12 protein-coding genes are annotated in these 23,963 nt (G+C 48.3%); 1 reads left to right on the top strand and 11 read right to left on the bottom strand.

Annotated elements, in window-relative coordinates:
• Positions 1 to 66: 66 nt before the first annotated feature.
• The 11 genes from nusA to DWX62_RS04530 all read right to left on the bottom strand — a co-directional run bounded on the left by nusA (position 67) and on the right by DWX62_RS04530 (position 19,639).
• The gene (nusA, locus tag DWX62_RS04580) at positions 67 to 1,332 is read right to left on the bottom strand and encodes a transcription termination factor NusA (protein WP_005824354.1); all 1,266 of its coding nucleotides are present in this window, start codon (positions 1,330 to 1,332) and stop codon (positions 67 to 69) included.
• Between the two features lie 4 nt (positions 1,333 to 1,336).
• Positions 1,337 to 1,804: a ribosome assembly cofactor RimP gene (gene rimP / locus DWX62_RS04575; RefSeq protein ID WP_005824352.1), complete on the bottom strand. Its 468-nt coding sequence runs from the start codon at positions 1,802 to 1,804 to the stop codon at positions 1,337 to 1,339.
• A gap of 470 nt (positions 1,805 to 2,274) precedes the next feature.
• Positions 2,275 to 4,764 carry a glycoside hydrolase family 3 N-terminal domain-containing protein gene (locus DWX62_RS04570; RefSeq protein ID WP_008661991.1) on the bottom strand — a complete coding sequence of 830 codons (2,490 nt, stop codon included), beginning with the start codon at positions 4,762 to 4,764 and terminating at the stop codon, positions 2,275 to 2,277.
• A 136-nt stretch (positions 4,765 to 4,900) separates the two neighbouring features.
• Positions 4,901 to 7,225 (bottom strand): glycoside hydrolase family 3 C-terminal domain-containing protein, encoded by a 2,325-nt coding sequence (locus DWX62_RS04565; protein WP_120172613.1) that lies wholly within the window; start codon positions 7,223 to 7,225, stop codon positions 4,901 to 4,903.
• A 4-nt stretch (positions 7,226 to 7,229) separates the two neighbouring features.
• Entirely contained in the window at positions 7,230 to 8,426 is a 1,197-nt protein-coding gene (locus tag DWX62_RS04560; RefSeq protein WP_120172612.1) for an esterase, read from the bottom strand.
• A gap of 45 nt (positions 8,427 to 8,471) precedes the next feature.
• Entirely contained in the window at positions 8,472 to 9,677 is a 1,206-nt protein-coding gene (locus tag DWX62_RS04555; RefSeq protein ID WP_008661994.1) for an esterase, read from the bottom strand.
• Positions 9,678 to 9,708: 31 nt separating this feature from the next.
• Complete coding sequence (locus DWX62_RS04550; RefSeq protein WP_008661995.1) at positions 9,709 to 10,593, bottom strand: alpha/beta hydrolase-fold protein; 885 nt, start codon at positions 10,591 to 10,593, stop codon at positions 9,709 to 9,711.
• A gap of 87 nt (positions 10,594 to 10,680) precedes the next feature.
• Entirely contained in the window at positions 10,681 to 13,047 is a 2,367-nt protein-coding gene (locus tag DWX62_RS04545; RefSeq protein ID WP_117922907.1) for a glycoside hydrolase family 3 N-terminal domain-containing protein, read from the bottom strand.
• A 153-nt stretch (positions 13,048 to 13,200) separates the two neighbouring features.
• Positions 13,201 to 14,772: a RagB/SusD family nutrient uptake outer membrane protein gene (locus DWX62_RS04540; RefSeq protein ID WP_035447699.1), complete on the bottom strand. Its 1,572-nt coding sequence runs from the start codon at positions 14,770 to 14,772 to the stop codon at positions 13,201 to 13,203.
• A 30-nt stretch (positions 14,773 to 14,802) separates the two neighbouring features.
• On the bottom strand, positions 14,803 to 17,934 hold the full coding sequence (locus DWX62_RS04535) for a TonB-dependent receptor (RefSeq protein ID WP_005825858.1): 3,132 nt from the start codon (positions 17,932 to 17,934) through the stop codon (positions 14,803 to 14,805).
• A gap of 49 nt (positions 17,935 to 17,983) precedes the next feature.
• The gene (locus tag DWX62_RS04530; RefSeq protein ID WP_005825859.1) at positions 17,984 to 19,639 is read right to left on the bottom strand and encodes a carboxylesterase/lipase family protein; all 1,656 of its coding nucleotides are present in this window, start codon (positions 19,637 to 19,639) and stop codon (positions 17,984 to 17,986) included.
• Positions 19,640 to 19,898: 259 nt separating this feature from the next.
• Here DWX62_RS04530 and DWX62_RS04525 point away from each other — a divergent pair, with 259 nt between their 5' ends.
• The gene (locus DWX62_RS04525) at positions 19,899 to 23,951 is read left to right on the top strand and encodes a hybrid sensor histidine kinase/response regulator transcription factor (protein WP_005825860.1); all 4,053 of its coding nucleotides are present in this window, start codon (positions 19,899 to 19,901) and stop codon (positions 23,949 to 23,951) included.
• The last annotated feature ends 12 nt before the right edge of the window (positions 23,952 to 23,963 follow it).

The following is a 23,963-nucleotide window of genomic DNA, read 5'->3' as shown; positions in this document are numbered from 1 at the left end:
GGAGTGTGCACTTCATCCGATATGCTATCTGCATTGGCACATTAGCATATTACCCACATTACCACATTACTGCTCCTCCTCTTCAAACTCCTGTTTCAAAATGCGCAATACCTCGTCCACCGTCTCTTCTTCGAGGTCCGTCTTCTCAATCAACATCTCACGGGGAGCGTTCAACACAGCCTTAGCCGTATCGATACCGATAGCCTTGATGGCATCGATAACCCAACCGTCTATTTCATCACGGAATTCGTCCAAGTAGATGTCTTCATCCTCTATGGCCTCATCCAACTCACGGAACACGTCGATGGTGTACTCAGTCAACATACTGGCAAGCTTGATATTCAAACCGCCTTTACCGATAGCCAGCGACACCTCTTCGGGTTTCAAGAACACTTCAGCCTTGCGTTCTTCCTCGTTCAAGCGGATGGAAGAAATTTTGGCAGGGCTCAAGGCACGCTGTATAAACAACTGGATATTGGACGTATAGTTGATAACGTCGATATTCTCGTTGCGAAGCTCGCGGACAATACCATGAATACGGCTACCCTTCACACCCACGCAGGCACCTACCGGGTCGATACGGTCATCGTAGCTCTCAACGGCAATCTTGGCACGCTCGCCGGGGATGCGGGCAATCTTCTTGATGGTAATCAGTCCGTCATTGATTTCGGGTACTTCCATTTCGAACAGACGTTGCAGGAAGACGGGCGACGTACGGCTTAGGATAATCTTCGGATTATTATTCTTGTTGTCCACACGTGCCACTACGGCGCGGGCGGTCTCGCCCTTGCGGTAGAAGTCACTCGGTATCTGTTCGGTCTTGGGCAGCAACAGTTCGTTGCCTTCATCATCGAGCAGCAGCATCTCTTTCTTCCAAATCTGGTAGACTTCCGCATTGATGATGGTACCCACTTTATCAATGTATTTGTTGTAAATACTATCTTTCTCCAGTTCCAATATCTTGGAGGCCAGTGTCTGGCGCAAGTTCAAGATGGCACGGCGACCGAAGTTCGCGAAGATAACTTCATCCGTCACTTCCTCGCCCACTTCATAAGAAGCATCAATCTTTTGTGCTTCGGACAATGCAATCTGCAGGTTCGGGTTTTCCAAATCCTCGTCTGCCACTACCTCACGGTTACGCCATATTTCGAAGTCACCCTTGTCCGGGTTTACAATTACGTCGTAATTCTCATCGGTACCGAACATTTTCGCAATCACACTACGGAACGACTCCTCGAGTACGCTTACCATCGTGGTTCTGTCGATATTCTTCAGTTCCTTAAATTCCGAAAATGTATCTATCAAGCTGACAGTTTCTACTTTTTTGGCCATAGTCTTATTTAAAACTGATTAAGTATTTAGTGTATTTTATCTCTTCATACGTAAAGGTCAAGTCCTCGTCCACCAGCTTGGGACGCTTGGCACCTTCCTCTTTCACTTTCTTCTGAATGGTCACGACGAAATGCTGTTCGTCGGCTTCCTTCAACACGCCGCTGAGCTTGCGGCCGTCCTTTGCCAGCACTTCCACTTCCTTGCCGATGTGGTTAATGTACTGCTGCAGTACCTTGAAGGGCTGTCCGATGCCGGCCGAACCGACTTCCAACTCATAATCCTCATCCTCACGGTTCAACTTGGACTCGATGTAGCGGCTCAGCTCTACGCAGTCCTCAATCCAAACACCTTCTTTGTGGTCTATTTCCACCAAAATCTTGTCATCCGGGCTGATTGTCACCTCCACAAGGAAGTAGTCCTTTCCTGCCAGCCACTCGTCAACAATCTGACAAACAGTTTTCTTTTCTATCATAGATTAACCATTAGGAACAAAAAAGAGGAGCTTAATCGCCCCTCCACCTTTCATCCGTTTTCGGTTGCAAAGATATAAATAATCTGTTCGACTACAAAATATTAGAGAAAAAAAGATTGATTTAACGGTTCAAACGGGAATTATATTACAAACACACCCTTTCAACACTTCAAGATAAGGGGTAAAACATATAATCTTATGAGACAGAAGCTTATACTTTATGAAATGAATTATCACGTTCCATACTGCATGAGATGCACATGTCAAGCACAACGAGATGTGCATCTCGGACAACATGAGATGTACATCTCAAGCATACAATCTCTATTGTTTCAGGAAAAGAAGTAAGGAGATACAAACGGAAAGAAGATACTGTTGAAAGACAACGCGGAAAAATAAAAGGCCGATAGCTTGTTTCATGCTATCGGCCCTTTTACTATGGTTCTAAAGGTCTAAAAGACCTTGTCGTATCACTTATTCGGAGTCTCCCACTTCTTGGTATCCGTACAAACCACGTTCACCGTTTGGTCACCCGTCTGGATGCGGAAGTCACCTTTCTCCAAAATCCACTTGCCATCATAGCCTACGAAAGCAAGGTCGGAGCCTTTCAGTTTCAGAGTCACGGTCTTTGTCTCGCCCGGTTTCAGTTCCACTTTCTCGAAAGCGCGAAGACGGCGGGTATCGGGAGTAAGGGAGGCAACGAGGTCACTGCTGAAGAGCAACACGCTCTCCTTGCCGACACGGTCACCGGTATTCTTCACATCAACGGTGAAAGTAAGCACATCATCAGCGGTAAAGTCCGACTTATCCACCTTGAGGTTGCTGTACGCAAAGGTGGTATAGCTCAAACCGTAGCCGAACGCCCACTGTACGGACACCTGCGCGTCGTAGTTATAAGCGCCTTCCATCTGCTTGCCGATGTGTTCGCACGGTTTGTAGTCGTACGTAATCAGCGAGTTGATTTCCTTCGGATAAGTGAAAGGCATCTTTCCGCTGAAGTTGGCGTCGCCGGCAATGAGGTTTGCCAACGCATCGCCGCCGTAGTTGCCCGGAAGCATGGTGTTGACCACAGCCTTTGCCAAAGGCTCGATGTCGGCTATCAGGCGTGGACGGCCCTCGTTCAGCACCAGAATGACGGGCTTGCCGGTCTTGGCAAGAGCCTTCACCAGGTCGAGCTGGTTCTGTGAGAGGAAGAGGTTCGTCAGGTTACCCGGAGTCTCGCAGTAAGAGTTCTCACCGATGCAGGCAACGATGTAGTCGGCACCGGCAGCGGCAGCTACGGCTTTCTCTATCTCAGGAGCATTCTCTTCCCACCAGTTGCCACCTTGCTTATAAGTGACACCGGCTTCGTAGATGATGTTGTCCGCACCGAATTTATTGGTGAAAGCCTCGAGGATGGTATTATATTGGCCTGCATGCTCGTCTGCCTTGTCACCCTGCCAAGAGTAGGACCAGCCGCCGTTGAGGCAACGCATGGAGTTGGCATTCGGACCGGTAACCAGCAGTTTCTTGCCTTTTGCCAGCGGCAGTATGCCGTCTGTGTTCTTCAGGAGTACCAAAGACTCTTCGGCAGCCTGGAGTGCGGCGGCGGCATGTTCCGCACTGCCGAACAGCGGGAAGTCTTTCAAATCATAATAGGGTTTCTCAAACAGATTGAGGCGGTACTTCAGGCGCAATACGCGGCGCACCGCATCGTCAATGCGGCTCATGGGGACTTCGCCTTCTTCCACCAGCTCCTTCAGGAGTGTGCAGAACTTCCAGTCGTACGGGTCCATCGACATGTCGATGCCGGCATTGATGGCGAGCTTGATGGCTTCCTTCTTATCCTTGGCTATGTGGTCGCGGCTATAAAGGTTGTTGATGTCCGCCCAGTCAGTCACAATCATACCGTCCCAGTTGAGGTCTTCTTTCAGCCACTTGGTCAGCAGCTCATAGTTGGCATGGAAAGGCAGACCGTTGTTCATGGCGGAGTTCACCATCACGGAGAGGGCACCTGCTTTCACCATTTCCAGATAAGGAGCGAAATGCTTCTCACGCATATCCTGCTCGGTGATGGAAGACGGCGTACGGTCCTTACCGGAAACGGGAACACCATAACCCATATAGTGCTTCATACAAGCGGCAACGTTGTTCTCGCCAATCAGGTTGGGGTTCTCGCCCTGGAAACCGATAACTGCTTCACGTCCCATTTCGGCATTGACGTAGGCGTCTTCACCATAATTTTCCCACATACGAGGCCAGCGCGGGTCACGTCCGAGGTCGGTCACCGGGGCATACGTCCAGGGAATGCTTCCCGCCTTTGTTTCATAAGCGGAGATGCGTGCACCTTCACGTGTCAGTTCACGGTTGAAGGTAGCTCCCATATTGACGCCTTGCGGGAAGAAAGTACCACCCAGCGTATAGGTAGTTCCGTGTATCTGGTCTACACCGTACACACAAGGAATACCCATCACCTCCATGGATTTCTCCTGAATGCGTTTGATGATTTCCTGCCACTTCTCCACGCTTTGTGCCACACCGTTAGGCACGTTCAAGATGGAGCCTACTTTGTATTTTCCGATGACAGAGTCGAGCATCGCCTCGTCCAACTGGAAGCCCTTGGCATTCTCAATACCCTGGATACGCATATAGAGCTGCATCATCACTTCTTGCGAAGGCATCTCCTTACCCAGCTTGAACTCTTTCTCTAACTTATACCTCTTGACGATTTTCTTCAAATCATCTACAGTTATATCTTTCGGATTGAGACCGGCAAAAGGATTGGCGCGTTTCTGCAGGAGGTCTATGGTGAGTTCGCACATCTGACCGACTTTCTCGTCAAGCGTCATCTTCTTCAGCAAAGTCTCAATCTGCTGTTCTATTTTCTCGTCTCTTGGAATGGCAGGCGCAACAGTGGTCTGCGCCGTAGAAGTAAGTACTAACCCTGATAGGGCTAAAGATAAGATTAACTTTTTACTCATGGTTGTGATATTGGTTTATAATAGTTGCACTATCTGTTTATACGAGGCACAAAGATAAGAACATCCTGCCATACCAAAGGGTACAACAGGATGTTTTTTAGGGTATGATTTGTTATTTTTTCAGACAATCCAACTCTCATCTCTTCAAGAGGCTCATCGGTTCCTGAAGTTTCAGGATGTTGTTCGTCTTCTGCGTTGCGGCAGCTACTTCAGCCTCCAGCGTAGCCTTGATGTCGCGTGAGGAAGCCCCGACGAGGAACTTGTAGTTTCCGGGAGTTACCACCCATGCCGATGCAGCCTCATCGTAGGAAGCCAGGTCATCAGCATTCACTTTCAGCGTCACCACAACCGCTTCGCCCGGTTTCAGCTCCTTGGTCTTGGCAAAAGCCTTCAGTTCCTTTTCGGGCTTGTTGGCAGCAACATCGGGAGCGGATACATAAAGCTGAACCACTTCCTTGCCTGCTACCTTACCGGTGTTCTTCACTTCTACAGACACGGTATAGACACCGTTGTCTGCCTTGACAGCAGCCTTGTCGTAAGCAAAAGTGGTATAGGAAAGACCGTAACCGAAAGGATAGGAAACCTGCTTGCCAAAGGTGTCGAAGTAACGGTAACCCACGTAAATGTCCTCTTCGTAATTGGTATAGTCCACGTTCTTCACGTCGTTCTTCTTCCCGCCTTTGTTCATGAGGTCGGTGCTCACACGCATGTCTATCGGGAAGTTGTCGGAAGAAGCGGCATCTTCAAACTTCACCGGGAAAGTCATTGTCAGCTTGCCCGAAGGAGAAGCCTTGCCACTCAGCACGTCAGCCACACTGTTTCCTCCCTCCTGGCCTGCCTGCCATGCACAAAGAATGGCATCGGGAGCAGATTTCCAAGAAGCAGTTTCAATCACACCACCGATATTGAGCACTACCACTACCTTCTTTCCGGCAGCGTGGAAAGCATCGGACACAGCTTTCAACATGTTCTGTTCCTCTTTGGTGAGGTTGAAGTCGGCTACCATACGGTCAAGGAACTCACCGGAGGTACGTCCCAGCGTCACCAGTGCCACATCGGCCTTGGCAGCCTGCTCGCGGATGACTTGTGCGGAAACAGCCATCTCAGCCGGACGGGTATCGGGCATGAACCACTCTTTCTTATCTTTGGACAGACGTTCTTTCTCGGCTTTCAGGTAAGCTTCATAGCTATTCTTCAGCGCTTCATCCACCACATAGCCGGCATTCTTCAAGCCGTCCAATAGCGAAACGGTATAAGCGCGGTTCACGTTGCCCGAACCTGTACCGCCTGCAATGAAATCGTAGGAAGTGCAACCGAAGAGTGCCACGTTCTTCACGTCGGCAGCCAGCGGCAGAGCACCGTTATCGTTCTTCAGCAATACCATGCCTTCCGTTGCCGACTGGCGGGTTACGGCAGCATGCGCCTTCAAATCAGGCTTGTTGGAGTATTTATATCCCTTGAAGTGGGGAGTCTGGAGAATCATCTCCAGAATACGCTTCACATTCTGATTGAGGATGGCTTCATCTAACGCTCCGTCCTGCACACCCTTCACGATGGCTTCGTACTGCTTGGGCAGACCGGGCTGCAACATGTCGTTGCCTGCCACCATCTGTGCCACGGCATCCTTGCCGCCAAACCAGTCGGTCATCACCATGCCTTTGAAGCCCCATTCGTCGCGCAACATGGTTGTCTGCAACTCCTTGTTTTCCGAAGTGTAGACACCGTTCAGGTAGTTGTATGAGGACATCACGGTCCAAGGAGCGGATTCCTTCACGGCAATCTCGAACCCTTTCAAGTAGATTTCGCGCAAGGCGCGTGGAGATACATGCGCATCCGTAGCCATACGGTTGGTTTCCTGGTTGTTCACAGCAAAGTGCTTGATACTGGTACCCACACCGTTGCTCTGCACACCACGTACGTAGGCGGCGGCAATCTTACCCGACACCAACGGGTCTTCGGAATAATACTCGAAGTTACGTCCGCAAAGCGGGTTACGGTGAATGTTCAGCGCCGGAGCCAACAGCACGTCCGCACCGTATTCCAGCACTTCGTTACCGATGGACTGACCTACACTTTCCACCAGTTCCTGGTCCCAGGTAGAGGCGAGCAAAGTTCCGATAGGGAAATGAGTACAATAGTACGTAGCCGAATCCCCCTCACGCTTGGGGTCGATACGCAGTCCGGCAGGACCATCAGCCAGCACCACAGCGGGAATACCGAGGCGTTCAATCGGGTATGTGGTTCCTGCCGCACCCGGCACCAGCTTTCTCGTTGCACCGATTACGGCACTGTCACCCGAGAAGCCTGCCATACCGGTACCCACTACCAGATGCGCCTTTTCTTCCAAGGTCATGGCGCCAATCACCTCATCCAGAGAGGACTTTCCAAGCTGCGGCACACCCGGTCCGCAAGCTGACAAAACAGCCATTGCTGCTGCCATGGATATGATATTCTTCTTCATAATCTTATTTAAATATCTTCGGTGCGAATTCTGTCAGGTAAATACGCCAGTTCTTCCAGATATGACCTTCTCCGGTTTCATAATATTCATATTTGTAACCCTTCTCGTCCAACATCTTGCGGTAGTCGCTGTTGGCTTGGAACAAGAAGTCTTTATTACCGATAGCGATGTAATAGAGTGCCGGTTTCTTGGCAAACTGGGTTTTCAGTTTGGCTTCAAGGTTGTCATAAATCGGAGACTTCACATCTTTGTTGGGCATGATGGCTGCCGAGAACAGACCTACATAGTCGAACATATCCGGATATTGCTTGGAGATGTGCATGGAGTGGTAACCGCCCATAGACAATCCGGCAATGGCACGACCCCGCTTGTTAGCCTGCGTACGGTAAGTCTTATCAATGAACTTCACCACGTCGGGGAAAGCAGTCTCGAAAGAGCCTTCCATCGTCTTGGGCAGATTCATGCTGGGAGCGGCAAAACCCAGTGACGATTCACCCGGAGCAGCCTCCAACGCAGCGTTACCGTTGGTCATTACTACAATCATCGGCTTGGCCTTGCCTTGGGCGATGAGGTTATCCAGAATCTGTGCCGTACGTCCCAGTTCGCTCCATGCGTTCTCGTCGCCACCCATGCCGTGTAGCAGGTAGAAGACGGGGTAGCGCTTGCCGCTTGTCTCATATCCGGCAGGCGTATAGACAGTCAGGCGGCGGTCCATACCCAGCGTAGGGCTGTTGTACCATACCTTAGATACCGTTCCATGAGGAACCTTATTCACTTTGTAGAGATCGATGCGCTCGTCACCACCGATGATGAATACATTCGTCACGCTTGCCACGTCTCGAATCATATAGACGTTGGCAGGGTCGTTAATCTTCAGTCCGTCTACCAGGAAAGTGTAGCTGTAGAGTTCTGGTTTCAGCGGTTCGGGAGTAGTGAATTCCCACACACCGTCCTTGTTCTCTTTCAAATCTGCCACACCCGGACCATCAAACTCACCAAAAGGAGTCTTGATTTTCTGCGTAGGCAGGAAGTCGCCGGTTACTTGCACCTTTACGGCTTTCGGCGCCTTCAAGCGGAAAGTTACTGTATTGTTGTCGTGTATCTCAGGTGAGACCACGGGAGCGCCTCCCCAGAGAGCTTGTTGCGCGAAAGTCATCGCACACATCAGCAACAGAGCTGACAAAATAGAAATTCTTTTCATGATACGTATGTTATTTTGTTATTAAATTAGTTATACCAAATCCTCTTATTTGAACAACTTCGGCGCGAACTCCGTCAGATAGATTCGCCAGTTCCTCCAGATATGTCCCTCGCCCGTTTCAAGATACTCGTACTTATAACCATTGTCGTCAAGCAACTTGCGAAAATCGGCCACACCTTTATAAACAAAGTCCGTCTTGCCGCATGCGATGAAGTAAAGAGCCGGTTTCTTGGCAAACTGAGTCTTCAGCTTACCTTCGAAGTCGGTATAGACCGGACAAGTCGATTTATCGTTTCCGGTACTTGCACCGGAGAAAAGACCTACATAGTCGAACATGTCCGGGTAATACTTGGAAATATTGCAAGAGTGGAAACTACCCATAGAAAGCCCGGCAATGGCACGGTTCTTCTTATTGGCAAGAGTGCGGAAATTCTTCTCCACGAACTTCACGATTTCGGGGAACGAGAGTTCAAAAGCACCTTCCGCCACCTTCGCTCTTTCGTCGGGACGCATGGAGGGGGCAACAAAACCCTTGGGAGATTCACCTGCAGCAGCATCTTGCCAAGCATTGCCGTTAGTCATCACCACAATCATAGGTTTAGCCTTGCCTTGTGCAATGAGATTATCCAATATCTGCGAAGTACGGCCAAGAGCAATCCAAGCTTCCTCATCACCACCTGCACCATGAAGCAGATAAAATACCGGATAACGCTTGCCGCTGGTTTCATAACCAGCCGGAGTGTAAATCGTCAGACGGCGGTCCATTCCCAGCGAAGGACTATTGTACCACATGCGACTTACCGTTCCATGGGGTACCTTATTCACTTTATACAAATCGGCACGGTCACCACCGATGATAAATACATTGGTCACGGTAGCCACATCCCGAATCATGTAAACATTGCTCGGGTCCATCATTCTCAATCCGTCCACAATAAAGGAGTATCCATAAAGTTCCGGCTTCAATGGTTCGGGAGTAGTAAATTCCCAAACGCCATCCTTCCCCTCTGTCAAATCGGCAATGCCCGGTGCATCATAATCGCCACGAGGAGTCTTAATAGTTTGTGGAGGCAGAAAATCACCGGTAATCTGCACCCTTACAGCCTTAGGAGCTTTCAAGCGAAAAGTAACCGTGTTGTCGTCATGAATATCAGGAGAGACAACTGCCGCACCTCCCCAAAGAGCTTGCTGTGCAAAAAGGGTGACACAGCAGACCAGCAGCATCGCTGCCAAACTTAATAATCTTTTCATAATTTCTTATATTAAATGAATTAGCTTCTTGTTATTTAGCAAAGCAGCGACTTACAAAAGGCAGGCACATATAAAGTGCCGAATGCCAATATTCGCTGGTATGTCCGCCATCCCGCACACGGAACTGGCAAGGGATACCGGCATTACGCATCGCCTGGAAAAACTCTATATTACGGTCCAGCAGAAAGTCATCGTCTCCGCAATCCACAAACCACTGTACAGTACGAAGCTGTGCCTTACGCGCAACATCTGCCTCAGCCACATACCTGATGCAACTATGCTCCTGCACAGAACGCGTCAGTACAGCCATCTTGTTTGTGGGGTCGGGGTCTCTTCCCACCTCCTCACCACTAACGGGGATGTTCATCAAAGCACTCATAGCATAAGCAGCACAATACATATCCGGATAGCGCTGTGCATAGCTTGCCGTTCCACCTCCGCCCATAGAAAGTCCGGCAATGGCACGATGCCGCTTATCACCTTTCACCCGGTAAGTCTTCTCTATATAAGGAAGGAACTCCTTATAGAAGAAATCTTCGTAAGCCCAGCCCGGCATGTTGAAGTAGCCGTTCCAGCAAGTAGCCGGATTGCCTCCTGCATTGGGGCTGACGATAATCATCTCGCAAGCCTCGCCCGATGCCACCAACTGGTCCATCACGTCCTTCACACGTTGGTCTGTAAACCAACTGGTATTCACCCCCGACATGCCGTGCAGCAAATAGAGGATAGGATATTTCCTATCCGTTTCATTGCTATAGCTTTGCGGCAGATAGATGGTGTAGGCACGGTGTGCTTTCAATACCTGGCTGTAGATGCTGTCGGTCACTACCTTGCTTTGCGGTCCCCATGCAGGATTTTGTGCATTTGCCATCCACAGCAAGCAGACGGCTAAAAGAGAGAGTATCAATCTTTTCATGGTATCGATTTAAAAATGTACTACAAAATAAGCGTTTTCCATTCTAAAACTAATTGATATATATCAGTTTTTTCACGCATATCCCCCTCATCTCTTCACCATCGGATACACAGCCACAGGCACTTGCGCCCGCATGGCATCATGCACTTTCTGCTTGCGTGCCTTTGTCACCCTCTGTACCGCTGTACAACGCACATCGGCCGAAGATGCGGCAACCATCCACTGATATTCACCCTTAGCCAACTCCCAAGAGCTGTTTTTCTCATTAAAGGAAGCCATGTCCATCACGTTCCAAGTCAGAATCAGTGTCTGGCTCTCGCCCGGCTGGAGCAAGGCAGTTTTGCCGAAGGCCTTCAACTCCTTGGCAGGCTTGTCAAGTCCCCCATTCGGAGCTTTCACATAGAGTTGTACAGCTTCACGCCCTGCCACCTTGCCGATGTTCTTCACGCTCACTTTCAACTCACAGCGGTCGGCATCCATTTTGGCGTTCTCTACCGCATAGTCAAAAGCAGTATAGCTCAAACCATGACCGAACGGATAGGAAACCTCTTTACCGAAAGTGTCGAAATAGCGATAACCCACATAGATTCCCTCTTCATAGTTGGTGAAATCCACATTTTTCTCCGGTTCCTTCGGTTTCTCCTCTTTCTTTTCGGACTTGAAGTTCATGCCGGTACCCATAGCAAACGACAGCATCTTGAACTCGTAATCAAAAGGGAAGTTAGCATCCGACGGCGCATCGCCATATTTCACGGCAAACGTCATGGGTAACTTGCCCGAAGGATTCACCTTTCCGGTCAGGATGTCCGTGATACAATTACCCACCTCTTGTCCCGGCTGGAAGGCACAAACCACTGCATCTGCCAGTCCCTTCCAAGAAGCAGTCTCCACCGGGCTGCAGATGTTGAGAACCACCACCAGTTTCTTGCCTGCAGCACGATAAGCGGCAGACACTTGCTTAATCAGAGCCAATTCGTTCTCCTTCAGGAGGAAATCTTCCACACGGCGGTCACAGCCCTCGCCACTGACACGCCCCAGCGTAAGCACGGCAATGTCGTTGGCTTTCACTTGTGCAGCCAGTTCCTCGGCAGTGGGCAGGAACTCCTCGGCACGGGGCAGCGGAGTAAAGGCGAAAGGCGGTTTTCCGTGAGGAAAAAGCCGTTTCTGCTCGTCGGCCATATGCTTCTTGTAGCGGTTCAGCAATTCTTTGTCCACGGTGTAGCCCGCATTGCGCAAACCTTCTACCATAGAAACCGTGTAATAACCGATGCCCGTACTGCCAAAGCCCATGCCGGCAGGAACCATGTCATAGGAAGTAGTTCCATAAAGGGCCACTTTTTTGATGCCGGCAGCCATGGGTAGCGCCTGCTTGTTATCCAGCAGCACGATACCTTCCGCACCTATCTCACGGTCTACTTGCGCATGAGCCTCCAAGTCGGTTTTATTGGGATACTCGTAGCCGGCAAAGGTATGGCTCTTGACCACAAACTCCAGCACACGCTTCACGCTGCGGTCGAGGAGTGCCAAATCCAGTGTACCACTCTCTACGGCTTTCAAAATAGCTTTATACTGGCGGTCCTGCCCCGGTTGAAGCATATCGTTTCCTGCTACGATGGAGGTCACGGCATCTTTTCCGGCATTCCAGTCGGACATCACCAGTCCCTTGAATCCCCATTCGTCGCGGAGGATGTCCTCTGTCAGTTCGCGGTCCTCGCAGGTATATTTGCCGTTCACCTTATTGTAGGCGGTCATCACGCTCCAGGGCTGAGACTCTTTGACAGCAATCTCAAAGCACTTCAAATACAGCTCGCGCAAGGGGCGTTGTGTCAGGCGAGAGTCGTTGTTATTGCGGTTGGTCTCCTGGTTGTTTACGGCAAAGTGTTTCAGGCAGGTACCTGTCCCCCGGCTCTGGATTCCGTTGATATAAGCAGCAGCCATTTTGCCGGTCAGCACCGGATCTTCCGAATAATATTCATGGTTACGTCCGCAGAGCACATTTCGCATCAGGTTGACACCCGGTGCCAGCAACACATCCAAACCATAATCCTTCACCTCCGTACCCAAAGTACGTCCCACCTTGTGGGCTGCATCCGGATTGAAAGTTGCTGCCACCGTGGTGCTGGAAGGAAATTCCGTAGCATGATAAGTACGGCTGTCGAATTCCCGCTTGGCAGCCATCGCCAACCGGTGCGGTCCGTCGGCAAGATAGGCGGAAGGGATACCCAGTCGGGGAATGTCGTAAGTACGTCCCGCTGTTCCGGGAAACTTGGTATCACTTCCCATCGACATCCCACAACCGATGACGAGGTGTACCTTCTCTTCGAGGGTCATGGCACTGACTACTTCGTCGATATTATCGGCACGCAGTCTGACTGACTGATTCGAACCGGTCGTCTGTGCAGTCAAGGCAGATGCCAGACAGAGTGAAAATAAAGTAATTGACAATCTTCTCATATATATTATATTTAAAAAGCCACAAAAGAAGCCCCCGTACAATTAGATGATTTCCACGGGGGACTTCTTCTACAAACAATTAATCAGTTAGAAAAATCTAATTTTGTCTATCTGCATCAGATGACGAAGTTAGATTTTGATTCTTTATGCGCTTTACCAACCTGCATTTTGTTCCATATTCGGATTCAAGCGGATTTCCTTTGCCGGAATAGGCAACAAATAATGTCTTTCCTTGAAACCATAACGCGTTTTATCCTTGTTATACTGAATGTATTCTACCGCTACATTATCCGGCTCATCTTTTCCTGCCTTATTTGACAAGATAGGTGTTCTTTCACCCTGATCCTTAAGCAAAGCCTCCGCATCTTTCCAACGGATAATATCCTGATAACGGGTATATTCAGAACAGAGTTCCAGTCTCTTTTCCAATTTAATGGCATCCAAGGTAGCCGTCTTTGCATCCAATCTTGCACGCTGACGCACCTCATTCAAGCAAGCATCAGCTTCGGATTGATTGCCATCCTTCAGGTTTGCTTCAGCTGCCAGTAACAAGACTTCAGCATAACGCATCCAACGATAGTTATTATATGAACACCAGAACCCAGCAGGAGATTCTACATTCGAGAAGCGACGCTTCCACATGAAATAACCTTCATTAATCAAACTCTGCCCTTTGGCAACCTTGACACCCAATTGAGAAATTTGGTCATAGGTTTTCATTGTCTGATTCAACCGATAACCATCTACACCCTCTTCCTGAACAAATGCATCATACAACTTTTTCTGAGGAACCATAAATCCCCATCCGGTACCATTAAACTGATTGTTAGAGCCAGACATATCCAACTTATCAGTGCGCCAATGATTCATCACCTCAAAGAAACTGAACTCATCCATGGAATTACTTGCATCAAAAATACGGTTACTTTCGAGCATACTTTCACAATTATACTCAGCCTTGTAGGTCAAGATATCCTCATAATTTCCATCATAAAGTTTATACTTACCGCTAGCTCTAACTTCATTCAAGACAACAGCAGCTTCATGGAATTTTTCTTGCCATAAATAAGCTTTACCCAATATAGCTTGTGCCAACTGCTTGGTAACACGCCATGTCGTTTTATCATCTACACTCTTCTTTTCCTCCAAGAGTCCTGAGTTGATAGCTTCAGTCAGGTCCTGCTCTATCAACGCCCAAATATCAGCCTTAGGCGAACGAGCCAACTGATATTCGGATTTATCAAGCTCATGGTCTACCAATGGTACATCACCCCACATAGAAACTAAATCAAAATAAGCAAAAGCACGGAAAAACTTGGCTTCAGCACAAGCCTTCTTCTTCAAATCAGTATCAGGCTCAACACGTCCCAGAATCACATTCGCCTTATAAATAAGCTGATAGTAGCTTTCCCATACGCCTCCGATAAAACTTTGGTCTGAGCCAAATGAATATTCATTACAGCCTTCCAGCTCTGCATTGTCATTACGACCACCACCACCTGCCCAAACATCGTCCGAAAGGGCATTCTTCATCATCGTATAGTTATAGTATGTACCCTTGAGTTGTATATAAAGCGCATCAGCTGCTGCTTGAGCTTGTTCGTCAGTTTTATAATAAGTGGAAAAGTCCAATACACCTTTTTGAGGTATATCCAATTTGTCTTCACACGAAGTGCCAGCCAATATAAGGAGCGCTCCGAGCATTAAAGAATATCTTAATTTCATATGTTTTTCATTTTAATAAGTTCATAAAAATCAGAATGTCACACTCAAACCAAGAACAACCTTCTTTGAATTAGGATAACTACCTTTATCCACACCTAATGAATTTCCGACACCGGTAACTTCAGGGTCAAAACCAGGATAGTCTGTAAAAGTAAAGAAGTCCTCAAGTGAGCCATATATACGTAGATTTTCAATTGCTACCTTCTTAATCAGTTGCTTCGGGAAAGAATAACCTAACTGAATCTGTTTAATTTTAAAATAAGAACCGTCAAATACACAACCGGAAGAAGTCAGATACTTGGTATAATCTGTAGCGCCTGATGCAGGAGTCTTCCCATTGCGATTGCTTTCTGTCCAACGGTTTTTTGTAAAATAAGTCAGCTGATTCAAATTGTAATCCACACGGTTCAAGCCACAGAACACATCGTTACCTTGAGAACCCGTACCAAACAAGATAAAATCAAATCCCTTCCAAGCTGCATTCAAGGTAATACCATAAGTATAGTCGGCAATTCCCTTACCAATTTCTGTCTTATCATTATCCGTAATACCTTCTACACCATCAATATCTCTAAAGATTGGCTCACCGGTTTTTGAATCCACACCCATGAAATCATAACCATAAAAATACCACGCGGGCTTACCTACCTCAAAACGGGTAATGGCTCCATAAGTCACATAAGTAGCCCCATCAATACTTGATAAAGACTCATGCATCTTGGTCACTTTATTCTTCAATGTAGCAACGTTGGCACGGACACCATAAGCAAAGTCACCAATACGATCTTGCCATCCCAGTTCCAATTCAAACCCCTTGTTCGTAATATTACCGGCATTAACTGGCGAGAAACTGTTACCTACTACAGTTGAAGCCTTAATGCCCGAAACAATCAGGTCTTTTGTCTTTTTATGGAAATAATCGGCTGTAACAGTCAAACGGCTATTCAAGAAACGGGCATCAATACCTATATTGGTTTGTTCAGAAGTTTCCCATTTAAGTCCGTCATTACCGGTAGCAGAGGGAGCATAACCATTGATGTAAGAGAAATTATTATTATCACCTACAGCCAAATGCCCGGTAGCACCAATTGATACATTCCATTTATAACCGCCCAATGATGCAGTAGAACCATTCTGTCCCCAACTGGCACGGAGCTTTAATTGTGACAGCCAGTCTTCAGTTCCTTTCATAAAATTTTCCTCCGAAAGAACCCAACCCAAAGAAACTGCCGGGAAATAGCCCCAACGTTTGTTCTTTGGCAACACAGAGAGGTCAGCAGCATCGGCACGCAGTGAGAACTGAGCCATGTACTTTCCGGCATAGTCATAATTCAAACGTCCGAAGTAAGATAATTTACGAGTATAGGTAGGCTCACCACCACTTACATCCTTTACAGCATCAGATGTAGCATAGGCAAAGTAGAAGAAATTAGGATCATTCTGCAAGAAACCCAAATGCGAAACTCTGTTAATCACATTTCCCCACATATCTGTAGTATCTTCATTATATCCCTTCTTACTTCCGCTAACGCCATAAGAACGGCTCTGACTATAAGAAGTTCCCAACATCAATGTTGCGTTGTGTTTGCCAAAAGAACGGGTGTAGTTCAAAAAGTTCTCCCACTGATAATAGGTTGGGCTATAATCCGAAGCCGAAACCTCCACCCAATCACGTTTAGCCTTGTCAGTATAGTAATAAGATTGCCCCACGCCATAAGAGGAAGTTGAAGCCAAACGATAAGAAAGACGAGAAGTAACGGTAAGCCCCTTGATAGGCATAAAATTCAAATAAGTAGAACCATTGATATTAAAGCCTCTGTTCTTGGTATAAGAGTTGTCACGCATGGCAAAAGGATTGATAGCTTCGGCATTGCCAGTGAAAGCTGATACACCATAAAGGTTGCCGTTTCCATCGCCCAACATATTCTTATGATCCTTATAGATGGTAGCCATATTCAACGGCAAGTCATCAATAGGATAAAGAGGCTTGGTCAGAGGGTCTAATTGTAATACAGAAAGCATCATGCTACCATACTCATTGCCCTCGGCTACGGACTGAGTTTTGTAGTGCTCAATCTGATTATTGGTACCTACCTCCAGCCAAGGTTTGATTTTCCAGCTGGCATTTACCATTCCCGTGAGTCGTTCATAAGTATCGGCATTGCCGACAATCATACCGTCGTTATCAAGGTGGGACAATGACAGATAGAAAGAACCTCTGTCGCTACCACCTTGGAAAGTCACATTATGACGTACCATCGAACTGTTTTCAAAAGCCTCATCGACCCAATCCGTATCGGTTTTTCCATCCCAATAGGTATCAAAAGCACTCTGGGTAAGCTTCTTGTTTTCCAAGAAGAATTCCTTATACTGCGCAGCATTCATTACTTCGGGTACTTTACCCAAACTCTGTGAAGTATATTGAAAATCGTATGTGATTTTACCGTTTCCTTTTCCTTTCTTTGTAGTAATCAATACTACACCGTTACCGGCAGCAGCGCCATAGATAGCTGCAGAAGCACCATCCTTCAAAACTTCCATAGACTCAATGTCATTAGGGTCAATACCACCAATATCGCTGGCAATACGTCCATCCACTACATACAGCGGATCGCAAGAGCCGTTAGAACTTATTCCACGGATACGCACCTGTGGAGAAGCACCCGGTTTAGCAGATGCACTGAGCACTTGCACACCAGCAGTTTTACCCTGCAATGCCTGCTCAGCACGGGTAATGGTACGTGCTTCCATATCTTCTGATTTTACCGAAGATACGGCACCGGTCAGTGAACTTTTCTTCTGCACGCCATAACCTACCACCACCACTTCATCCAGCGTTTTAGTGTCTTCTTTCAATATCACATTCATTACTCCTGCCACTGCTTTCTTTTCTTGTGTCAGGTAGCCGATGTAGGAATAGACAATCGTCGCTCCTTCTTTCACAGACAAAGAGTAGTTGCCGTCCATATCCGTAATGACACCGTTGGTAGTGCCTTTCTCAAAGATACTCACGCCAATCATCGGTTCATTCAGGTCGTCAGTAACCCTACCGTTCACCTTTATAGTCTGGGCTTGTGCCAGACTGAAAGGAAGACAGATCAATAGGAAGAGTGCCATAGCTGCAAGTCTCTTCCGAGCTGTTTGCTTCAGATTTTGTTTCATTTGATTAAATTAGATTTATGTTAATAATAAAAGGTTTCTTAAGAAAGTGTCAGAACCCACGTGTAGGAAATGCCATCACTACCTCCAGCAGTTCCTTGTCATGGTTATACTTCACTTGGCAATCGTTATTGAAAATCATCGTTGCTCCCTTTTCTGCGGTATAAGGTTCCCACTCGGGTAACCCTTCGGCATTGGGATTGCCCGTACGGGCAAAGTTCAACCACGCGCTGCTCATCTTTTCGCCCAAAGCTTGTGCTTCAGCGCCACCCCCGGTCATGGAAGCGTGGCGCACTACATTGTTGAAGGCAAAGGGAATGTCCATGCAGTGCGTGCTGCGAAACATGCCGTCAAGTACGGGCGATTCCCACGCGAACATGTACATATAGACCGGAGCACCCTGCTGCGCAGCTTTCAGTTTAGCCTGCTCCACAGCACCGGGACGGAACACGAAGTCCACATCCACCAAATCTTTAGGCTGATAGCCGGGGTAGGCTTTCTCGAAAGCGGTAAGGAACTCGTCCGTACGTTCGCCGTATTTCTTTTGCAGGAATTCCACCGCTTTTTCTTTGGTAATGGTACGAAAAGCGGGGACATAAGTACTCATGGTAAATTCGTGCAGAGTAGTGCCAATCATTACCGGAATGCCCTTGCTTTGTGCTGGAGCTTGAGGGTCGAAAGGCTGTACGGGCAGTACATCGCCGTCCACCGTAGGCGCCCAGCCAAAAATGAAGGAAGACACCCCCTCCTTCTCTGCCTCTGCACGCACTTTGGCTATCGCCTTGTCACCGGCGGCAAGCACCTTGTCATACGGCATCTTGCAGAGTTCGTCTATCTGCGAAGCCTTCAGACCAAGTTCTTCCATCACGGCACTGCCAATGCGACGAGAATACTTTTGCTCCATCGTGCGAAGCATAGATCCGCTTTGTACAATGGCTTTATGGAACAAGCCTCTCGCCGATGGCGTGGCAAGTAGCGTAGAGACCTTGCCTCCTCCACCGGATTGACCGAAAATGGTAACATTCCGAGCATCTCCACCGAAGGATTCTATATTCTTATTCACCCATTGCAGTGCCGCCACCAGATCAAGCAGTCCGGCATTGCCCGATTTTGCATATTTATCGCCATAGGCGGAAAGGTCGAGAAAACCCAGGACGTTGAGACGATGATTCAGCGTCACAACCACTGCATCCCCTTTCTTTGCCAGATTTGTTCCGTCATACGAGGGAAGCTCCTGACCACTGCCGGCGGAATAACCTCCACCATGCAGCCACACCATGACGGGGCGTTTCTTCCCGTCTTTCAGTCCCGGTGTCCAGATATTCACCCGCAGACAATTCTCGTCAGGATAACCGTCATCCCAGTTGAAGGCAAACGCCTGCTCGTCGCTGTACCATCCCATGCGCTTGCCTTGCGGACAAGTAGGGCCATAGGCACGGCTGCTGCGGACGCCTTCCCATTTATCAGCGGCCACGGGCGGCATAAAACGTTCGGCTTTGGCATATGGGATACCTTTATATATATAGATACCATTTTCCACATATCCGGCTACTTTTCCTGATTCGGTCTCGGCAATGGCGGTTGCCGAAGAAGCCGTAATCTCCCCCTCCTGCCCACAAGCAGATGCTTTCTCTATTTTAGCTGTCCCTCCGCACGAGGAAAGTAGGATGGCGGAGAATGCTAACACTGACAAGAATTGCTTTTTCATATTATGTATTAGTTTTATGTTTTTATGATTGCAATATTAGCACATTCTCCCCAGAAGGATTTTCTACGTTATCCAAACGGCTTTCCCCGATGTTCAAAACAGCTTTCTCCAATGTTCAAATGTTTGCAGATTTGTTCAAAACATGCTCTCCGGCAGTCTCTCTCTCAATTTTTATGAGTATTTTCGCATCGTAATGCAGAGATTCGTTGAACAAAACAAATGGATGACATGCCAATGCTTTTAGTCTACACTATATATTATGAAATACATTAAATACTTACTTCTATTGTGTTTAATCACCGCGTGCAATCCGTCGGACACAAAGCCCACACCGGAAGGCAGCATCGAAAGCCCCGTCATCACCAATGACCTCTCCAATCAGAAGGTCACCGCCTTTGCCGAAGATGCACAAGGACACATTTGGATAGGAACTTCACGAGGGGTAAACAAATATAATGTACACGAATATCATCAGTATTACTGTACGGATGACTCGCTGGATATACCCGATAATCAAATCAACGACCTCTTCCGTGATTCACAAGGCCGGTTGTGGGTAGTCACCGTAAATGGAACCAGCCTATACACAGACAAAGATAATTTCCAAAATATCCCACTGGACTTCCCCAATAAAAACGGCATCCAAATACTCGAGAACAAAGACGGAAAGATTTTTCTGAACATGATGCACAACCTTGCCGTATATAATCCACAAACACACAAATTTGACGTACCCATCAAGATATTTGACCCAAACTATACCTTCAACAACCGCTGCTTCATAGACCAGAGCAACAAACTGTGGGCAGTGACCCCACTGTCTCTGCGCCGCTACAACTCCTCCACACTAGCGCTGGAAGACTCCATTCCAATGCAAGGCATTTTTCCCACCCACTTCTTCATGCACACCAACGGAATCCTATGGCTGGCGGGAAACCGCCAGATAACATTGTTCGACACACATACGCACAAATTCAAGGAAACACCCCAAGCCCTTCGGAGCCATCCGTTGCTGCTGCATGCCAACGTCAACTACATCCACCCTTACGGCAGCAACAGCCTGCTGCTGAATACCGACCAACAAGGAATGTTTCTCTACAACTACGTGGAAGGATACGTGATACATCAGAGCGAAAACGGTTTTCCCTTCGAAGTGCCTCACTTCAAGATAAGCACCATGTTTACCGACTCACAGAAAAACCTGTGGATAGGCTCTGTAGACCAAGGCTATGTCGTGCGTTACAACTATAAAGAACGTTTCAACACCAATAATCATCTCAGCTCATACCTGAACCGAAAGTCAGTGCTGTCCGTGGCAGTGGACAAGGAGCGAAATCTCTGGATGGCCACCATGATAGACGGGCTGTACGTTTACAACATGGACAGCCACGAAGTGAAAGAAGTGGACTCGGCTGGACTTCCGGGAAAAAGCGCTACCGACAAACCGGACATCACACGCGTATTCGTAGATGATGAGGGCTACATCTGGCTGGCGGCCCTCTATGCGAGCAAGGTGATGAAATGCAGCTATAAAAACGGCATACTGAAGACAGAGTCTATTCATGACATCTTCCTACCACTGTCGTTTGCACAAGATCGTTGTGGAACAATTTGGGTGGGTACATACAGCCCTAAACTTTATGCCAAAAAGCGTAAAGAAAAAGAATTTGTCCAAACAAAAGTATTTTCCTGGACGGGAACCTTCATACCCGGACTCCTTCCACGCAACAACGGAAAGATGTGGACCACTGCCTTCATGAACCCAGTCATGCAAATCAATCCCGACAATTGGGAAAGCGCTGAAGTACCATTCGAGAACACCGACTGGCAAGCTTGTATCCAACGTTCAGTATTCATCCCTACCGACATCTTCGAAGACAGTCGTGGAGATGTATGGATTGGGACCGTCAGCAACGGACTGCTGCACTATTCTGCCGCCACCGGAAAAATCGAGACCATAGAGGGTACACCCTGCCGGGACATCTCTTGCATTGAGGAAGATGCACAAGGCAATATATGGGCAGGCACACAATACGGGCTGGGCAAATATGACCGCACCGTAGGGAAATTTACCAACTACTATGCCGCCGACGGCATAGGCGGCAATCAGTTTTACGACCGTTCTTCATGCCGCCTGCCCGACGGGACACTTGTTTTTGGCGGTACGCACGGGCTGACTTTCTTCAACCCTATGGACGTAAGTACCAAACGGGAAATTCCACTGCTCTTCGAGGATTTGAAGATACACAACCGGTTGGCACGCCCACAAGACAGCGAAAGTATAGACAAGCACCTCTCCTACCGACCGGACATCTGCCTGGACCACAATCAGAATGGTTTCAGCATCTCCTTTGCCGCACTGGACTACTGCGAATATGAACGCGTACATTATTATTACAAGATGGACGGTTTCGACAAATATTGGATTGATGCCCGCAACAACCGCGAGGCCTACTATGCCAATCTGCCTGCCGGTACCTACACCTTCAAAGTTAAAATAACCAATAACGACAAGAGCATTGTAGAAAGGGAGAATTCCATACGCGTCATCGTAAAGCCCGCCCCTTGGCAAACGTGGTGGGCATGGTGTATCTATCTGCTTATTGCCGCCGCCATCATCGGTATCTTCATCCGTGCCTGGCTACGTATCAAGCAGGAAAAAGAAACCACCCGGCGTGCCAAACTTGAGAAGGAGCAGGAACAACGGGTGAACCGCATGAACATGAGTTTCTTTGCCAACATCTCGCACGAGTTCCGCACCCCGCTCACCATGATTTCGGGCCCGGTGACACAACTTTGCGAAAGTCCCAAGATAGAGGGAGAAAACAAACAACTGCTTTACATCGTACAACGCAGTGTGGGGCGCATGCTCCGTCTGGTGAACCAGCTGATGGACTTCAACAAACTGGAGAATGACACCCTGAAGCTGCGAGTGAAACGGACTGACATCATCTCGCAACTGCAACGCTTTGTAGATATTTTCCGCATCAACGCCAACGAGAAAGGCATCGCACTGAACACTTATGGCCTGGAGGATACTTTCCTCATGTGGCTGGACGTGGACAAGCTGGACAAGATTGTAGGAAACCTGCTTTCAAACGCCTTGAAGTTCACTCCGAACGGTGGGAAAGTGGAACTGTGCTTCGACGTCATTACCCGCGAAGAGGCTGCGCGTCTCTTTACGCTGACCGACAAAGACATCGACACGCAATACGTCAAAGTTGCCGTGGCCGACAGCGGGAACGGAATCCCCGAGGAACAGTTGGAGAAGGTATTCGAACGCTACTACCAACTGGACAATCAATCCAAAGGCACCTATAACTGGGGAACCGGCATCGGCTTGTACTACGCCCGCAGCCTGGCGCTGCTGCATCACGGCTACCTGAAAGCCGGTAACCGTACCGAAGGAAGCGGAGCCGTCTTCACCCTGCTGCTGCCGGTGAATGACCTCTCCTATACCCCCGAAGAATGTACCCTCCCCGAAGAAGAACAGAACAAGGCGTTTCCGATACAAACGGAAGAACAGTATCAACTGGAAAACACAGAGAGCATCCGGCAACAAAAGCAAACCCTGCTGGTGGTAGACGATGATACGGAAGTGGCCCACTACCTGAAGGCCCTGCTTTCTCCCGTCTACAACGTTGTCTGCCGCTTCGATGCCGACAGCGCCTTCAAAGCCATGAGCGAAGAAGCTCCCGACCTCGTACTGAGCGATGTAGTGATGCCCGGAAGAAACGGTTACGACCTCTGCCGACAGATAAAGGAAGACTTGCAACTATGCCACATCCCCGTGATACTGGTAACAGCCAAAGCTACTGTAGAGAACCAGGTGGAAGGTCTGAATACCGGTGCAGATGCCTACGTAACGAAACCTTTCGAGCCCAACTACCTGCTGGCGCTTATCAAATCCCAGCTGAAGAACCGTGAGAAAGTGCGCAGTCTCCTGAGCCGTTCCACCCAAACGGATGAGATTGAGGAGAACGTGCTCTCCCCGCAAGACAACACCTTCATGACCGAACTTTACCACCTGATGGAAAACGAACTCTCCAATCCGGAACTGGACGTGGCGCGCATGACCGAGTTGCTGAAAATCTCCCGCACCAAATTCTATTACAAGGTAAAGGGGCTGACGGGTGAGAACCCCAGCGTATTCTTCAAGACCTACAAGCTGAACCGTGCCGCCAAATTGATAAAGGAAGGGAAATATACCATCTCAGAGATAGCGGACATGACGGGATTCAGTACACTGTCCCATTTCTCGACCAGCTTCAAGAAACAATTCGGGGCGACGCCGAGCGAATACAGCAAGTAAAAAACCAGTCGG

The organism is Bacteroides sp. AF20-13LB, from assembly GCF_003603065.1.
Taxonomy (GTDB): domain Bacteria; phylum Bacteroidota; class Bacteroidia; order Bacteroidales; family Bacteroidaceae; genus Bacteroides; species Bacteroides uniformis.
This window is presented reverse-complemented; position numbering and strand designations above follow the sequence as displayed.

Excerpts from the sequence above, each read along its gene's own strand:
- nusA (WP_005824354.1), bottom strand. The coding sequence starts at position 1,332 with ATGGCCAAAAAAGTAGAAACTGTCAGCTTGATAGATACATTTTCGGAA.
- rimP (WP_005824352.1), bottom strand. The coding sequence starts at position 1,804 with ATGATAGAAAAGAAAACTGTTTGTCAGATTGTTGACGAGTGGCTGGCA.
- DWX62_RS04570 (WP_008661991.1), bottom strand. The coding sequence starts at position 4,764 with ATGAGTAAAAAGTTAATCTTATCTTTAGCCCTATCAGGGTTAGTACTT.
- DWX62_RS04565 (WP_120172613.1), bottom strand. The coding sequence starts at position 7,225 with ATGAAGAAGAATATCATATCCATGGCAGCAGCAATGGCTGTTTTGTCA.
- DWX62_RS04560 (WP_120172612.1), bottom strand. The coding sequence starts at position 8,426 with ATGAAAAGAATTTCTATTTTGTCAGCTCTGTTGCTGATGTGTGCGATG.
- DWX62_RS04555 (WP_008661994.1), bottom strand. The coding sequence starts at position 9,677 with ATGAAAAGATTATTAAGTTTGGCAGCGATGCTGCTGGTCTGCTGTGTC.
- DWX62_RS04550 (WP_008661995.1), bottom strand. The coding sequence starts at position 10,593 with ATGAAAAGATTGATACTCTCTCTTTTAGCCGTCTGCTTGCTGTGGATG.
- DWX62_RS04545 (WP_117922907.1), bottom strand. The coding sequence starts at position 13,047 with ATGAGAAGATTGTCAATTACTTTATTTTCACTCTGTCTGGCATCTGCC.
- DWX62_RS04540 (WP_035447699.1), bottom strand. The coding sequence starts at position 14,772 with ATGAAATTAAGATATTCTTTAATGCTCGGAGCGCTCCTTATATTGGCT.
- DWX62_RS04535 (WP_005825858.1), bottom strand. The coding sequence starts at position 17,934 with ATGAAACAAAATCTGAAGCAAACAGCTCGGAAGAGACTTGCAGCTATG.
- DWX62_RS04530 (WP_005825859.1), bottom strand. The coding sequence starts at position 19,639 with ATGAAAAAGCAATTCTTGTCAGTGTTAGCATTCTCCGCCATCCTACTT.
- DWX62_RS04525 (WP_005825860.1), top strand. The coding sequence starts at position 19,899 with ATGAAATACATTAAATACTTACTTCTATTGTGTTTAATCACCGCGTGC.